Origin of the sequence: Ancylobacter vacuolatus (assembly GCF_030813595.1) — a bacterium.
Taxonomy (GTDB): domain Bacteria; phylum Pseudomonadota; class Alphaproteobacteria; order Rhizobiales; family Xanthobacteraceae; genus Ancylobacter; species Ancylobacter vacuolatus.
In genome coordinates this window covers 469,043-483,904 of record NZ_JAUSUH010000002.1, presented here as the reverse complement: position 1 = coordinate 483,904, position 14,862 = coordinate 469,043, and the positions used below count along the sequence as shown (strand labels likewise).

14 protein-coding genes and 1 tRNA gene are annotated in these 14,862 nt (G+C 68.5%); 11 read left to right on the top strand and 4 right to left on the bottom strand.

Annotation, left to right across the window (positions count from 1 at the left end):
• Nucleotides 1–160: 160 nt before the first annotated feature.
• Both J2S76_RS06195 and J2S76_RS06190 read right to left on the bottom strand, forming a co-directional pair.
• Nucleotides 161–952: an ATP-binding protein gene (locus tag J2S76_RS06195; RefSeq protein ID WP_307058532.1), complete on the bottom strand. Its 792-nt coding sequence runs from the start codon at nt 950–952 to the stop codon at nt 161–163.
• Nucleotides 927–1,367, bottom strand: coding sequence for a hypothetical protein (locus J2S76_RS06190; RefSeq protein ID WP_307058530.1), 441 nt, complete (start codon nt 1,365–1,367; stop codon nt 927–929). Before J2S76_RS06190 ends, J2S76_RS06195 begins: the two co-directional genes overlap by 26 nt.
• Nucleotides 1,368–1,609: 242 nt before the next feature.
• Here J2S76_RS06190 and J2S76_RS06185 point away from each other — a divergent pair, with 242 nt between their 5' ends.
• Nucleotides 1,610–2,485 carry a DUF3313 domain-containing protein gene (locus J2S76_RS06185; protein WP_307058528.1) on the top strand — a complete coding sequence of 292 codons (876 nt, stop codon included), beginning with the start codon at nt 1,610–1,612 and terminating at the stop codon, nt 2,483–2,485.
• Nucleotides 2,486–3,049: 564 nt separating this feature from the next.
• Here J2S76_RS06185 and J2S76_RS06180 read toward each other — a convergent pair.
• A tRNA-Ser gene (locus J2S76_RS06180) sits at nt 3,050–3,139 on the bottom strand.
• A 247-nt stretch (nt 3,140–3,386) separates the two neighbouring features.
• Between J2S76_RS06180 and J2S76_RS06175 the strand changes: the two genes are divergently transcribed.
• From J2S76_RS06175 to J2S76_RS06165, 3 genes are all read left to right on the top strand, one after another.
• Nucleotides 3,387–5,531, top strand: coding sequence for an asparagine synthetase B family protein (locus tag J2S76_RS06175; RefSeq protein ID WP_307058526.1), 2,145 nt, complete (start codon nt 3,387–3,389; stop codon nt 5,529–5,531).
• A 431-nt stretch (nt 5,532–5,962) separates the two neighbouring features.
• Complete coding sequence (locus J2S76_RS06170) at nt 5,963–6,145, top strand: hypothetical protein (protein WP_307058524.1); 183 nt, start codon at nt 5,963–5,965, stop codon at nt 6,143–6,145.
• Nucleotides 6,146–6,496: 351 nt separating this feature from the next.
• Complete coding sequence (locus J2S76_RS06165) at nt 6,497–6,784, top strand: PqqD family peptide modification chaperone (RefSeq protein ID WP_307058522.1); 288 nt, start codon at nt 6,497–6,499, stop codon at nt 6,782–6,784.
• A gap of 92 nt (nt 6,785–6,876) precedes the next feature.
• Here the strand turns inward: J2S76_RS06165 and J2S76_RS06160 are convergent, their stop codons facing one another.
• Nucleotides 6,877–7,332: an Lrp/AsnC family transcriptional regulator gene (locus J2S76_RS06160; RefSeq protein WP_307058521.1), complete on the bottom strand. Its 456-nt coding sequence runs from the start codon at nt 7,330–7,332 to the stop codon at nt 6,877–6,879.
• A 60-nt stretch (nt 7,333–7,392) separates the two neighbouring features.
• Here J2S76_RS06160 and ehuR point away from each other — a divergent pair, with 60 nt between their 5' ends.
• The 7 genes from ehuR (at nt 7,393) to ehuC (ending at nt 14,858) form a co-directional block, all read left to right on the top strand.
• Nucleotides 7,393–8,847 carry a MocR-like ectoine utilization transcription factor EhuR gene (gene ehuR / locus J2S76_RS06155; RefSeq protein WP_307058519.1) on the top strand — a complete coding sequence of 485 codons (1,455 nt, stop codon included), beginning with the start codon at nt 7,393–7,395 and terminating at the stop codon, nt 8,845–8,847.
• A 95-nt stretch (nt 8,848–8,942) separates the two neighbouring features.
• Nucleotides 8,943–9,959: a hydroxyectoine utilization dehydratase EutB gene (gene eutB, locus J2S76_RS06150; protein WP_307058517.1), complete on the top strand. Its 1,017-nt coding sequence runs from the start codon at nt 8,943–8,945 to the stop codon at nt 9,957–9,959.
• The gene (gene eutC, locus J2S76_RS06145) at nt 9,956–10,969 is read left to right on the top strand and encodes an ectoine utilization protein EutC (protein WP_307058515.1); all 1,014 of its coding nucleotides are present in this window, start codon (nt 9,956–9,958) and stop codon (nt 10,967–10,969) included. Before eutB ends, eutC begins: the two co-directional genes overlap by 4 nt.
• Nucleotides 10,966–12,144 carry an ectoine hydrolase DoeA gene (gene doeA / locus J2S76_RS06140; protein ID WP_307058513.1) on the top strand — a complete coding sequence of 393 codons (1,179 nt, stop codon included), beginning with the start codon at nt 10,966–10,968 and terminating at the stop codon, nt 12,142–12,144. The genes eutC and doeA overlap by 4 nt, the downstream gene beginning before the upstream one ends.
• A gap of 5 nt (nt 12,145–12,149) precedes the next feature.
• Nucleotides 12,150–13,160 carry a N(2)-acetyl-L-2,4-diaminobutanoate deacetylase DoeB gene (doeB, locus tag J2S76_RS06135; RefSeq protein WP_307058511.1) on the top strand — a complete coding sequence of 337 codons (1,011 nt, stop codon included), beginning with the start codon at nt 12,150–12,152 and terminating at the stop codon, nt 13,158–13,160.
• 87 nt (nt 13,161–13,247) lie between these two features.
• Nucleotides 13,248–14,099 carry an ectoine/hydroxyectoine ABC transporter substrate-binding protein EhuB gene (ehuB, locus tag J2S76_RS06130; RefSeq protein ID WP_307058509.1) on the top strand — a complete coding sequence of 284 codons (852 nt, stop codon included), beginning with the start codon at nt 13,248–13,250 and terminating at the stop codon, nt 14,097–14,099.
• Nucleotides 14,100–14,192: 93 nt separating this feature from the next.
• Nucleotides 14,193–14,858, top strand: a complete 666-nt coding sequence (gene ehuC / locus J2S76_RS06125) for an ectoine/hydroxyectoine ABC transporter permease subunit EhuC (protein WP_307058507.1) — start codon at nt 14,193–14,195, stop codon at nt 14,856–14,858.
• The last annotated feature ends 4 nt before the right edge of the window (nt 14,859–14,862 follow it).

Below are 14,862 nucleotides of genomic sequence, written 5' to 3'. Positions count from 1 at the left end.
GCGGCGTCAAGTCGGGGCGCCCATTCTCGCCACATTTGCGGATCGCGCGCGATATTCCTGCAACGGTTACCTCTGGGAAGGAACTACCGCGGGTTTAACCGACCAGATCCACGCTCTCTAAAGTTCATGCGAGCTGCCTCGGCGCCGACCCGTCCGTCGATCAGCGCCCGCCGGGGCCGGCAGGGATGGCGGGCAGTTCGACGGGCTGAACCCGCCCGCCATCGCGCTGGTTTTCGATCCTGATGTCGCCGCCGGCCTTGCGGATGATCGCGCGCGCGATGGTCAGACCCAGCCCGGTGCCCGGGATCTTCTGGCTGCGCGCCCGGTCGGCGCGGAAGAAGGGCTCGAACACCTGGTCGAGAATTGCCGGTTCGATGCCGGGGCCCTGATCGGTGATCGCGACGCGGGCCACCGCGCCCCCGGTGACCTGCGCAATGCCCCGCTCTCCATGCGTTGCCGCATTAATGAACAGGTTTCGCAAGGCGCGGCTCAAGGTCAGGCGGCTGGCTTTCACATGGACCTCGCAGCTGCCGGCCACCTCGATCGGGAAGTCCTGTTCCTGCAGTTCGGCGGCGACGCTACTCACCAGTTCATCCAGCCGAACGACCTCAAGCGGCGTCCGGGTGGTTTCTTCATTGACCAGCTGGATGGCGCTGTGGGCGATCCGCCGCAATTCGTCGATGTCTCTCAGCCAGAGCGCCCGCTCCTCGTCGTCACAGACGAACTCGGCGCGCAGCCTCATTCGCGTCAGCGGGGTGCGAAGGTCGTGGCCGGCGGCGGCGACAAGGCGCATCCGGCTTTCGACCGCCTTCTTCAGGCGCGTGGAAAGCGCGTTGATGGCGGCGGCGGTTGCGCGAACCTCCGCCGATCCGCGTTCCTCCAGCATCGGCAGCATGCCGTCCGCCCCGACCGATTGCGGGGCGTCCTCAAGGAGCGCCAGCGGCCGACTCATGCGATTGGCCGCCCACACGGCCACCGACCGGACACCGAGGTCCGACACCTAGCGAGACGGTGCGTAGCCGGCTGTCATTCGGCTTGTGGGTCATGATGACATCGAGCGGCGCGCCCTGTCGCAGCATGGCAGCACGGATGAGGTCCGTCCGGTCCGGGTCCATGGCACCGGAAGCGGGATGCCGCGACAACGCCCCCACCTCAAGACCTTGCCGGGCAAGGCCCTCCATCGTGACAGACTGCCTGGCCAATATGTCCGCCTCGACAGTCTTGGGCGTGGTGAAGGCATAGATCATCACGAGCGTCTCAAGCCCGATCACGCAGACGATGGAAACCACAAGCAGCAGAGCAAATTCCGCGCGCAGGGTTTTCATGGCGGCGAGCGCGGCGAAGAGCCTTCTGACATCTTTTGTCATCAAATTAAGACCAACGGACGCATTCAGACATCTACAGCCCGATTTTACCCAATAACGTCCTCTATTCATGCTTATGTGCAGTAGACATCCGCATGGGTAAATATCGGGGGCGTTGAATGCGCGGATCTTCTGACACGGAAGAAGACGGTTTCGGTATACGAAATTGTATTCGGAGAATCCCCATAGTTTCGGAATGTCTTGCCTTATCTCCCAATACCATGGGTCGTGCGCGGGGGGGCGCGATGCGACCGCTTCGTAGCGCCGGATATGTCGGTCTGCTCGCCGTGGCCGGCGTCATGGCCGGCTGCGCCGCCGCGCCGCTGGTGCAGGGTGTTGGACTCTCGTCTTATGACACGATGGTCCCCTCCGATGGCGTTCTCACCAAATCTCGCCTCGCGGTGAACAAGGACGCGGTTCTTGCCGCCAGAACGGTCCGGATCGTGCCGACCAGCTTTCCCTCCCACATCGCCCCGAAGCTGACGAGCCAGCAGAGGATGCTGGTCGCCAACAGCGTCAATCGCGGGCTTTGCGTCAGCCTGAGCGACCGCTTCAAGGTGGTGCCGCCGGACGAGGCCGCCGATCTCACTGTGCAGGCCCATGTCACCCAGGCGACCGAGACCGACGAGGTTGTGGCCGGCATTTCGGCGGCCGCCTCCTTCGGCATGAATTTCGTCGATCTGGGCGTCCCGGTGCCGACGCCGCGCATTCCCATCGGCATGGGCAACCTGTCGATGGAGGCGGCGGCTACCGACGCGTCCGGTCGGCAACAGGCATCCATGCTGTGGGCCCGGGGGGCGAACGCCATCTTCAGTTCGCCCCGCGCCTCGAAAGCAAGCGACGCCTATGAGCTCGCGGACGCGTTCGGCGAGGATTTCGGCGCTCTTCTGGTCAAGGGTGAGAGCCCGTTCGGCGCTTCGGGCATCGATCTGCCCTCCGCGCAGAAGATCAACTCGGCGATGGGCCTGCCGCCCAAATACGCCGCCTGCGAGCGCTATGGCCGATATCCCGGCCTCGCCGGCGTGGTCGGTGGCCAGCTTGGCCTGCCACCGGAATGGACCGACAAGGGCGCCAAGCCGGCGGCGCCGGCGGCGCCCGCCGCCGCGGCGACGGCACCGTAAGCCGGCTAAGTTCACGAGAGCTCAGGTAAATGGGGCACAGGGCGTGCGTTCGCCGAGACGCCGCCCGGCTCGCCCGACACCACCTGATCCAACTGACAAAGCCGTTGTGAGCCCTCACCCGGTGCCCGGATCTCATCGGGTACCGCCAGCGCCGGCCGCGCCAATCGTGCCTTGTGCCGGCGCCGCATTTTCATCCGCTCGGAGGTAAGGACCGGATCGCCGTCTCGATGGGCGACCTCGCTCCATGACACCAGTCGACGTTTTCCCGGCCGAAGGTGAGCACGGCCAGCTCCAGACCGGCGGCGATCGGCACGTTGCCCTGTCCGTCGTGGATCGCCCAATGCCGCGCCGATCTCTGCCGGCTCGATGATCGTCGAGGGATGCCGCGGATTCGCCGCGGGGGGATGCCGCGATGCGGATGAGCGCCGTGAGGGCCAGCCCCATGCGCGCGTGCGATGTGCCGTCTTCGGCAAGCAGGTGCGGGAAAATATGGGGTGAAATGGGGGTGAGGTAGTCGGCCCTGACCTGAATTGACTTCTTAATCGTCAGGCCAGGTGAAGCGAGTGGCGGAGAGGGTGGGATTCGAACCCACGGTACGCTTGCACGCACAACGGTTTTCGAGACCGTCCCGATCGACCACTCCGGCACCTCTCCACACGCAGGGCGCGGGGGTCATCCGCGCCGTGAAGCGCAGGCTCCATAGCCGAGGCCCGCTTCCGGCACAAGTCCCCGCGCTGTTGTTGCCGCATCTCCGGCCGGTTCCCGCCCCGCGCCGGCGCCGGGCGGGCCAGCGCTGGGGCGTTGACGCCAAACGGCGCCGAGCGCGAGACGGGGCGGGATATCGTTGTCTCTCAACACATATTGCTGAGAGAGCCGGCTGTGCCGGAGGCGCGCGGTTGGCATGACCCTGGCCCTCATCTTCCCGAAGCTGGCCCGCGCCGAGGCGACGGGTCCCGACGAAACGCGGGGCCGGCTGTCGGCGCCATCCGTCGCCGGCTCGGTCTGGACCTTTGCGTGGGCGCGAAGAGGCTGGTACGGCTCGGCGCAACCGGCACGCACGCGCGAGGATATACCCGACATGACGGCGATTGCCGGACTCTGGCGCTTCGACGGTTCCGGCGGCGTTCGTCAGGTAGCGGAGCGGATGTCGGCTACGCTGGAGCCCTATGGCCCCGACCGCAGCGGGCTGCAGGAAGAGCGCGACCACGGCCTCGCTTTGGTCTGGCGGCAGATGCGCGTCACCGCTGAGGACCGTTTCGACCGCCAGCCTCTCGCCGCTGCCGGCGGGGCGCTCTGGCTGGTGGCCGATGCCCGCATCGACAATGGCGCCGAACTGGCCGGAGCGCTGGGCCTGCCCGCCGACGGGCCGGACCGGGTCGGCGATGCCGGGCTCATCCTGGCCGCCTATCAGCGCTGGGGCGAGAGTTGCGTCGACCGGCTGGCGGGGGATTTCGCCTTCGCCCTGTGGGACCGGCAGGCCGGGCGCCTGCTGCTGGCGCGCGATTTTCTCGGCATCCGGCCGCTCTACTTCGCCCATGGCCCCGGCTTCTTCGCCTTCGCCTCGATGCCGAAGGGGCTTTTCGCTGTTCCCGATGTGTCGGACGCGCTCGACGAGGCGGAGATCGGCGCCTATCTGGCGCTGCTGCCGGCGCACCACACCCGCAGCTTCTACCGTGACCTCTCCCGCGTGCCGCCCGGCCACAGTCTCACCGTCAGCGGGGAGGGGCGGCAGCTTAACCGCTACTGGCGGCCGGAGGAGGTGCCTGCCCAGCCGGTGGGGGATTATCGCGAGCAGGTCGGCGAGCTGCGGCGGCTCTATTCCCGGGCGGTCCGCGACCGGCTGCGCGTGCCCGCCGGCATGGGGATCGGCAGCCATCTCAGCGCTGGCTATGACAGCGGCTCCGTCACCGCCCTCGCCGCCGCCGAACTCGCCCGGCAGGACAAGCGCCTGACCGCTTTCACCGCCGCCCCGCGCGAGGGCTTCGCCCTCGCCGCCTATCGGGGCCGGCCGACCGACGAATCCCCGGTCGCCGCCGCGCTGGCGGCGCGCTTTCCCAATATCGACCACCGGGTGATCCGCACCGGTCCGGCCGATCCTTTGCGAGGGGTCGAGCAGCAGCTGCCGGCGCAGGACCAGCCGGTGCTGAACCCGTGCAACAATGTCTGGTTGAACGCGATCGAGGCGGAGGCGGCGCGCGGGCGCATCCGCGTGATGCTCTCCGGCGCGGTGGGCAACATGACCGTCTCCTATGACGGACGGCCGCATCTGGCGCAGCTGTTCCGGCGCGGGCGCTGGCTCGCTCTGGCGGGCGTCAGCATCGGCATGTGGCGCGACGGCTGCAACTTCAAGGGGCCGTTTCGGGCCGCGCTCGGCCCCTATCTGCCCCGCTTCATACTGGAATGGCAGGGCGCGGCGCCGGTTGCGGCGACGGACCCCTTCGTCCACACCGCCCTTTCCGCCGATTTCCGGCAGGCGATCGATCTCGACGCCATCGCCCGGGAGCGGGCCTGGGATCTGACCTACCGTCCCTGGGCCGATGGGCGGGCCATGCGCCTCGCCGTGCTGAACCGGATTGACCAGGGCGCCGTGATCAAGGCGAGCCTGGCGCGCTACGGCGTGGATACGCGCGACCCCACAGCGGACCGGCGGCTGGTGGATTTCTGCCTCGCTTTGCCGGAGCAGCACTTCATCCATGAGGGGCGCACCTCCTCGCTGCTGCGCGACGCCATGGAAGGGCTGATGCCGGCCGGGCAGCTGGCGCGGCGCACGCGCGGCTATCAGGCGGCGGACTGGTTTGAGGGCGTGGTGGCAGCGCGCGACGGCCTGCTGGCCGAGATCGCGCGGCTGGAATCCTCGCCGCTGGCCTCCCGCGCGCTCGACCTGCCGCGCCTGCGCGCTCTCGCGACCGCCCTGCCGGACCCGTCCACCCCGCCGGGCCAGCTGCCGATGCTGACCCGGGAGCACGAAGTCTCCCACCGCCTCGCCCTGCTGCGTGGCCTCTCCGTGGGGCGGTTCATCCGCATGGTCGAGGGCGGCAATGGCTAGGCCCGCGCGGGTGACGTTCGCCTATCCAGGTAAGGCGTCCTGCCATATAATGGGCCGCACCCGACATGTGAGCGGATCAGGGCGAGGGGAAGGATGACGGACCAGGATGCGACGGCCGTTTCGATGACTGACAATGCCGGCGCGGCTGGCGCCCCGGCTTTGCGCAAGCCTTGGCGGACGCCGGAGATTTTGCAGGTCAGGGTGGACGACCTTACCCAAGGGGGAGGCGGAGGCAGCGATGACTTCGTTGCTGGACTCAGCTGACGCGACGGCTGGAGGCCTGATCCAATCAGCACATGATACCTTTTGAGCTGATCCGGCCGGCGCCGAGGGAACCAGAATCCAACCCCGTCGCGCTCCCACCGGCTGTGCGCGGGCGGTGGGGTGAGCCATTTTCGCCAGATTAGGAAAGCGGCGAAGACGGTCGATCTATGATGGAACGCGCTGAGTTGACATCCTCGATGGCCGAGGACGCGCAGGCGGCCGGAATGAACGAGCCCCTTGCCACGGCGCGCCAGCCCCGGAAGGCGCCGGAATGCCGATCGCTTGCCCTCGGCGACCTGACCCGGTTCGGGCCGGCCGGCCTGGCGGATCGCGTCACGCTGGTCTCCTGAGCGCCACGCCCGTGGCAGGCGCATGGAGCGCCGTGTCGGCGGCCGCGCCTGGGCGATGGCCTCCTCCGCCCCGCGTGCGGGGCGGGCCGGGGGACGGCAGCCTCAGGCTCGGGCATGAGCAGGGGGGAAGGGCGCGGCGATTCGACCGTCAGGCCATGCAGGCGGTCGCGATGCAAGACGTCATCGCCGGCGAGTGGCCCGCGGCTCCGGCACGGAGGCGTGGCGCGTCAGGACAAGGCGGCGACGCCTCGCGCAGGCCGATAGCGCGCGCGGCTCGCCTTTGGACGCCGGCTGTGCGAAACAGGCCGCCGCGCCTGCGCCGCCCGGCCGTCTTTCGTGAGCAAAACCCGCATGTTGACGCTTCAGTCCCGCATCTGCCGCTCCCCGGAGTGCCTAACCGCCGAGCTGGAGGGGGACATCGTGATGATGAATGTCGAGAACGGCGCCTATTACCAGCTCGACGCGACCGGCACCGAGATATGGAACCGGCTGGAGACCCCGGTCGAGATCGGCCCGCTCTGCGCGGAGCTGGCGCAGCTCTATGAGGGGCCGATCGACGAGATCGAACGCGATGTGCTGGCGTTTCTCGCCGGGTTGGCCGAGCGCGGGCTAGTCGTCCCCGCCGACGTGCCCGCCTGACGGCGCTGCCGCGAGGCGCCGGCGATCGGCGCGTGACATCCCCTCGGACCGCATGAGGGCGGCCGCGCTTTCCTGCGGTGCCCGGCCCGGGTTCAATCGCCGCTTCTTCCCAGCGGTACGCTCTTCGTCACCACATAGCTGAAATAGCGCTCGATCCCGATCGGCTGTTCCAGCAAGCGGTCGATGAGGCGCTGGTAGCTGTCGATATCCGGCACCGTCACCCGCAGCATGTAGTCGATGCCGCCGCCGGTGGCGTCGCAGGCGACGATGGCGGACTCGCGCGCGATCGCCTCCTCGAAGCGGCGGAAATCGGCCTGCTGGTGGCTGGAAAGGCTGATCTCGACAATCACCGTGGTGCGCGGTTCCCCGGCGCCGAGGTCGATGATGGCGGTATAGCCCTTGATGACGCCGCCGACCTCCAGCCGGCGCAGCCGCTCCCAGCAGGCCGCCGGGGAGAGATGCACCTCCTCCGCCAGCTTGAGCTTGGTGATGCGCCCGTCGCGGCGCAGTGCCGCGAGGATCCGGTGATCGGTGGCATCGAGCTTCATCTTTGGCGACCGGGCGTGCATAATGTCATGAATAACCTCCCTTAAGAACGAGACAATTCGATGCTTCGTCAAGTCCACCCCGAAGCCGCACCTCCTGCCGCCACGGGGGTGGGCAAGAGCGTGGAGTGGCAGCCCCGCCTCGCCAAGGTCAAGGGCCAGACCAAGCACGCGGCGCTGACGGAGCGCATCATCGCCGATATCGATTCCGGCGTGCTGAAGCCGATGGACCGGATGCCGACCCATCGCGACCTCGCCCGCGACCTCAGCCTGTCGGTGCAGACGGTGAGCCTGAGCTATCGCGAGGCCGAGCGGCTCGGCTATCTCTCCGGCGAGATCGGCCGCGGCACCTTCGTCAAGGCCCGCGTCACCGAGCGCGCCGGCCGCCTGATGCTGGACCGCAACCCGGACGAGGCGATGGATCTTTCCATCGTTCGCGGCGTCTATACGCTGGCGCATGAGGAGGCGTCGCGGGCGGTTCTCGCGGCGCTGGCGAGCGCGGACAACAGCGCCTTCATGAGCGCCTGCCGGCCGATCGCCGGCCTCGATCCGCACCGCGAGGCGGCGCGGGCCTGGCTGAAGCCGCTCGGCATCGATGCCGGCACCGAGCGCATCCTCATCACCAATGGCGCCGCGCATGGCCTGTTCCTGGCGTTGAGCTGCATCGTGCGCGCCGGCGACGTGGTGCTGACCGAGAACCTCACCGACCATGGCGTGATCGGCCTCGCCAATGTGCTGGGCTTCAGCCTGAAGGGGCTGCCAACCGACGCCGAGGGCGTGCTCCCCGAGGCGTTCGAGGCCGCGTGCCAGGCCGGCAGCCCCCGCGCCCTCGTGCTGATCCCGACGCTGAACAACCCGACCAGCCATGTCGCCGGCCCCGGGCGGCGCGAGGCCATCGCCGCCATCGCCCGGCGCCACGGTGTGTTCGTGATCGAGGACGAAGTCTACAAGCCGCTGATCGACACGCCGCTGCCCGCGATCAGCCAGATGGTGCCGGATCTCGGCTTCTTCGTCACCAGCTTCACCAAGACCGTGCTGACGGGGCTGCGTGTCGGCTATCTCGTGGTGCCGCCGCAATATTCGATCCGCGCCGCCTCCATCCTGCGCGTCACCAGCTGGAGCGGGGCCTATCTGCTGGCCGAGATCGCCACGCGCTGGATCGCCGACGGCACCGCGCAGCGCCTGCTGGCGGTGCAGCGCGAGGAGGCGCAGGCGCGGCAGGCCGTCGTGGCGGCGGTGCTCGGCGCCCATATCGCCTCGACCCATCCGCTCTCGCTCTGCGCCTGGCTCAAGGTGCCGCCGCACTGGACCGAGGACGGGCTGGTGCGCTCGCTGGCGGAGCGGCGGGTGGCGGTGACGCCGTCCGATCCGTTCATCGCCGGCAGCAATCATGGCGGCGGCATCCGCATCTGCCTCGGCGGGCATTTCTCTCCCGCCGCGCTGACGCAGGCGCTGACGACGGTCCGGCAGACCTTCGAGCAGCTTCCCCCGGTCTTCGACATCGGCGCCATCGGGTGACGGTGCCGCCGCGTCGTCATTGGATCATTACAATATAATAATTGACATGATTTTTGATGCCTCTCACCATTACAAGTGAGAGGGGACATCAGCTCATGCCGGATCGCGCCGCCGCCGCTTCCAACCGCTCCGTCCTGGCCGGCCTTCCGGTTGCGTTCGCGCGCGTCGAGGCGGCGGCGGGCCGCATTGCCGGGCGGGTGGCGCGCACGCCGCTGGTCGCCTCGCCGACGCTGACGGAGTCGGTGGGCCACCCTGTTCATCTGAAGCTGGAAACCCGCCAGCCGGTCGGCGCCTTCAAGCTGCGCGGGGCAATGAACGCCATGCTGGCGCTGGACGAGGCGGCACGCCGGCGCGGGCTGGTCACCGCCTCTACCGGCAATCACGGCCGCGCCGTCGCCTATGCCGCCCGCGAGGCCGGCGTGCCGGCCATCGTGTGCATGTCGGCGCTGGTGCCGGCGAACAAGGTCGAGGCGGTGCGCGCGCTCGGCGCCGAGGTGCGGATCGTCGGCCGCTCGCAGGACGACGCCCAGCGCGAAGTCGCGCGGCTGGTGACCGAGCGCGGCCTTACCGACATCCCGCCCTTCGACCACGCGGACGTGATCGCCGGACAGGGCACCATCGGCCTTGAGCTGATCGAGGACCTGCCGGACCTCGCGCTTGTCCTCGTGCCGCTGTCCGGCGGCGGCCTCGCGGCCGGCATCGCGCTGGCGGTGAAAGCCCTGCGCCCGCAGGCCCGCCTCATTGGCGTGTCGATGGAACGCGGCGCGGCCATGGCCGCCTCGCTCAAGGCCGGCAGGCCGGTCGATGTGACGGAGGAGGCGACGCTGGCGGATTCGCTCGGCGGCGGCATCGGGCTTGCCAACCGCTACACCTTCCCGCTCTGCCGGGCTTTGCTGGCCGAGGTCGTCCTCGTCACAGAGGAGGACATCGCCGCCGGCATCCGCCATGCCGCAACGGCCGAGGGCGAGACGGTGGAGGGCGCCGGCGCGGTCGGCATCGCCGCCCTGCTCGCCGGCAAGTTGCGCCCGACGGGACCGACCGCGCTCATCCTGTCGGGGGGCAATATCGACCCCGCCGCGCATCGCCGAATCCTCAACGGAGAGCCCGCATGAGCCAGATGCTCGTCCTCACCGAGGCGGACCTTCGCCCGCTTCTCCGGCTGGACGCCCGCGCCGTCGACAGCATCGAGGCGGCCTTCGCGGCACTGGCGACCAAGCCCGTCGCCATGCCGCCGATCCTGCGGCTCGACATCCCCGAGCATCGCGGCGAGGTGGATGTGAAGACCGCCTACGTCCCCGGCCTTAACGGCTTCGCCATCAAGGTCAGCCCGGGCTTTTTCGACAATCCCATGCTCGGCCTGCCGAGCCTGAACGGGCTGATGATCCTGTTCAGCACCCGCACCGGCCTCGTCGAGGCGCTGCTGCTGGACAATGGCTATCTCACCGATGTGCGTACCGCCGCCGCCGGCGCCGTCGCCGCCCGGCATCTCTCCCGTCCGGAATCGGGCGTGGCGGCGATCCTCGGCGCCGGTATGCAGGCAAAGCTGCAGCTGGAAGCGCTCACGCTCGTTCGCCCCATTCGCGAGGCCCGCATCTGGGCGCGCGATGCGGCCAAGGCGGATGCCACTGCGCGCGATCTCACTGCCAGCCTCGGCTTTTCCGTCATCGCCCTCGCCGATCCGCGCGAAGCCGTGTCCGGCGCCGACATCGTCGTCACCACCACCCCGGCCGAGCGGCCGATCCTGAGCGCGGACTGGCTGGAGCCGGGCCAGCACGTCACCGCCATGGGCGCGGACAGCGAGCACAAGAACGAGATCGACCCCGCCGCCTTCGCCCGCGTCACCTACATCGCCGATCGGCTGAGCCAGACAAGGCGGCTGGGCGAACTGCACCACGCCATATCAGCCGGGCTCATCGCCGCCGACGCGCCTTTCGCGGAGCTGGGCGAGGTCATCGCCGGCATCAAGCCGGGGCGCTCCCGCCCGGACGAGATCACGCTGGCCGACCTCACCGGCACCGGCGTGCAGGACACCGCCATCGCCAATCTCGCCCTTGCCCGTGCGCGCGACGCCGGCGCGGGGCGCCCCATCGACACCAAGGCCGCAGCCGGAGACATCGCGTGACCGTCACCCTCAACTTCTCCCGCGAGGAATATGCCGAACGCCTCGCCAAGACCCGCGCGGCGATGGACAAGGCCGGTATCGACCTTCTGGTCGTCACCGACCCCTCCAACATGCACTGGCTCACCGGCTATGATGGCTGGTCGTTCTATGTGCACCAGTGCGTGCTGGTGGCCCTGACCGGCGAGCCGGTGTGGTACGGCCGCAAGCAGGACGCCAACGGCGCGAAGCGCACCGCCTATCTCGCCCACGACAACATCATCGGCTACCCCGACCATTACGTGCAGTCGACCGAGCGCCACCCGATGGATCTGCTGTCGCAGATCATCGCGGATCGCGGCTGGGACAAGGGCTCCATCGCGGTCGAGATGGACAATTACTACTTCACCGCCGCCGCCTTCGCCTCGCTGCAGAAGCATCTGCCGAACGCGCGCTTCACCGATTCCGGCGGGCTGGTGAACTGGCAGCGCGCCGTCAAGAGCCCGACCGAGCTCGATTATATGCGCAAGGCCGGCCGCATCGTCGAACTGATGCACAAGCGCATCGTCGAGGTGGTCGAGCCCGGCATGCGCAAATGCGACCTGGTGGCCGAGATCTACGATGCCGGCATTCGCGGCACCGCCGAGTTCGGCGGCGACTACCCCGCCATCGTGCCGCTGCTGCCATCGGGAGCGGACGCCTCCGCCCCGCACCTCACCTGGGACGACAAGCCGATGCGTTCGGGGGAGGGCACCTTCTTCGAGATCGCCGGCGCCTATAAGCGCTATCACTGCCCGCTCTCGCGCACCGTGTTCCTCGGCACACCGACGCAGGCCTTTCTCGACGCCGAGAAGGCGACGCTGGAAGGCATGGAGGCGGGCCTTGCCGCCGCCAAGCCGGGCAACACGTGCGAGGACATCGCCAACGCCTTCTTCGCGGTGCTGAAGACATACGGGATCATCAAGGACAACCGCACCGGCTACCCGATCGGGCTGAGCTACCCCCCGGACTGGGGCGAGCGGACCATGAGCCTGCGCCCCGGCGACCGCACCGAATTGAGGCCCGGCATGACCTTCCACTTCATGACCGGCCTGTGGCTGGAAGATATGGGGCTTGAGATCACCGAGAGCATCGCGATCACGGAGGCCGGGCATGAATGCCTGTCCAACGTGCCGCGCCAGCTCTTCGTGAAGGGGTGATGGGCATGCTCTCGCTCACGCCCCGACCCTCGCCGATCACGCCGACGGTCGATTTCGCCGCAAAAGGCGTCCAGCACGGCCATCTGCGTCTGCCCTACAGCCGCGACGACAGCGCGTGGGGCTCGGTGATGATCCCGATCTGCGTCATCGCCCATGGCGAGGGGCCGACCGCCCTGCTCACCGGCGCCAATCATGGCGACGAATATGAGGGCCCGGCCGCTCTGTTCGAGCTGGCGCGCAGCCTGCGGGCCGAAGATGTGCAGGGCCGCGTCATCCTCGTGCCGGCGCTGAACTACCCCGCCTTCTGCGCCGGCACCCGCACCTCGCCGATTGATCGCGGCAATCTCAACCGCAGCTTTCCCGGCCGCCCGGACGGCACGGTGACGGAGAAGATCGCTGATTTCGTCACCCGCCACCTCGTGCCGCTGGCCGATGTGGTGCTCGACTTCCATTCCGGCGGCCGGACGCTCGATTTCCTGCCCTATGCCGCCGCGCATGAACTGGCGGACAAGGCGCAGGAGGCGCGCTGCTTCGCGGCGGTGGCCGCCTTCGCCGCTCCCTATTCGATGCGGATGCTGGAAATCGACGCGGTCGGCATGCTCGACACCACCGTCGAGGAGATGGGCAAGGTGTTCGTCACCACCGAGCTCGGCGGTGCCGGCACGGCGAGCGCGACCAGCATCACTATCGCCCGGCGGGGCACGCTGAACCTGCTGCGCCATGCCGGCATCCTGAGCGGTGAACCGGAGGCCGCCCCGACACGTTGGCTCGACATGCCCTCGAGCGACTGCTTCGCCTTCGCCGGGGATGACGGGCTGATCGCCTTCGCGGTCGACCTCGGCGCCCCGGTGCGCAAGGGCGACCTCATCGCCCGGGTCTATCCCATCGGCCGCACCGGGCAGGCGCCGGCCGAGTACCGCGCCGCGATGGATGGCGTGCTCGCCGCTCGCCATGTGCCGGGCCTGATCAAGGCCGGGGACTGCCTTTCCGTCCTCGCCGTGGTGACACAGGCCTGATCGATCCGGCCACACGCGGCCCAACAGGACGCCGGAACACGGCGCCGCCCCGAGATTTCGGACCCATACCGACCAGAGGAGAAAAACATGTCGTTCATCAAGCTCGCCGGGCTTTCCGCCCTTGCCCTCGCCGGTGGCCTGTCGGTCGCGGGCGCCACGACCCTGAAGGACGTGAAGGACCAAGGCTATATCCGCGCCGCCACCGCCAATGAGGTGCCCTATTCCTACATGAAGGATGACGGCACCTCGGCCGGCATCGGCCCGGATGTCGCCAACGCCGTGCTCAAGAAGATGGGCATTACCGATGTCACCTGGTCGGTGACGCCGTTCGGCACGCTCATCCCCGGCCTCAAAGCCAAGCGCTACGATTTCGTCGCCGCCGAGCAGAACATCTCGCCGGAGCGCTGCAAGCAGGTCGCTTTCACCGAGCCGAACTCTTCCTATGGCGAGGGGCTGCTGGTGAAGGCGGGCAACCCGAAGAAGCTCACCACCTATGCCGACATCGCCAAGGATCCCTCGCTCAAGGTGGCGGTGGTCTCCGGCGCCAATAATATCGACTTCCTGCGCGCCGTCGGCGTGAAGGACGAGCAGGTGGTCTTCATCACCGCCAATGCCGACGCGCTCGCCACTGTGCGCAACCGCGCCGACGCCTATGCCGCGACCGAGCTGACCGTGGCCTCTCTGGCCAAGGGCCAGGAGGGTGTCGAGCAGGTGGCGCCCTTCACCGACCCTGTCGTCGACGGCAAGCCGGTGCGCAACTTTGGCGGCTTTGCCTTCCGCCCCGAGGACAAGGAGCTCTACCAGGCCTTCAACGCCGCCCTCGTCGAGTTCCGCACCACTGACGAGTACAAGAAGATCCTCGCCAGTTACGGCCTCTCCGACGCGAGCATCAAGGCGGCGGCGGACCGCAAGGTGGCCGATCTCTGCGCCGGCAAATAAAGTCGCGCGTTAGCTGGGGTGCCTTCCTCCGCCGGCGGCAGCGCCCCGGCGGAGGGCTCGCTCTTTTATCGGCGCTTACACCGGGAGCTGACGATGCCGTGGGTTTCTTATCTGCCGGCGCTGGCGCAGGGCGCGCTCGTCACCGCGTGGATCACGTTGGCGGCGATCGCGATCGGGGCGGTGCTCGCTTTCGTCGCCGGCATCGCCCGGGTCGAGGGCGGGCGCGCCGTCTCCACGCTGGCGCTGTGCTACACCGAGCTGTTTCGCGGCACCTCGCTGCTGGTGCAGCTTTTCTGGTTCTATTACGCGCTGCCGCTGGTCGGCATCAGCTTCGAGCCGGTGGCAACCGGCATTCTCGTGCTCGCCCTGCATGTCGGCGCCTATGGTTCGGAGATCGTCCGCGGGGCGCTGGCTTCCGTCTCGGTGCAGCAGGTTGAGGCGGCGCGGGCGCTGAATTTTGGTCGCTGGCACACGCTGGTGCATATCACGCTGCCGCAGGCGATCATCGAGATGCTGCCGGCCTTCGGCAATCTCGCCATCGAGACGCTGAAACTGTCCTCGCTGGTGTCGCTGATCTCGATCGCCGACCTCACCTTCCGCGCCCAGTCGATCCGTAATCTCACCCTCGACAGCGCCGGCGTCTACAGCCTGACGCTGCTCGGCTATTTCGCCATGTCGCTGGTGCTGATGCTGGTGATGCGGCTGATCGAGCGCTGGGCGCGGCGCGGCGCGGCCTTCCCGCGCGCGGCGCATTCGTGAGGGC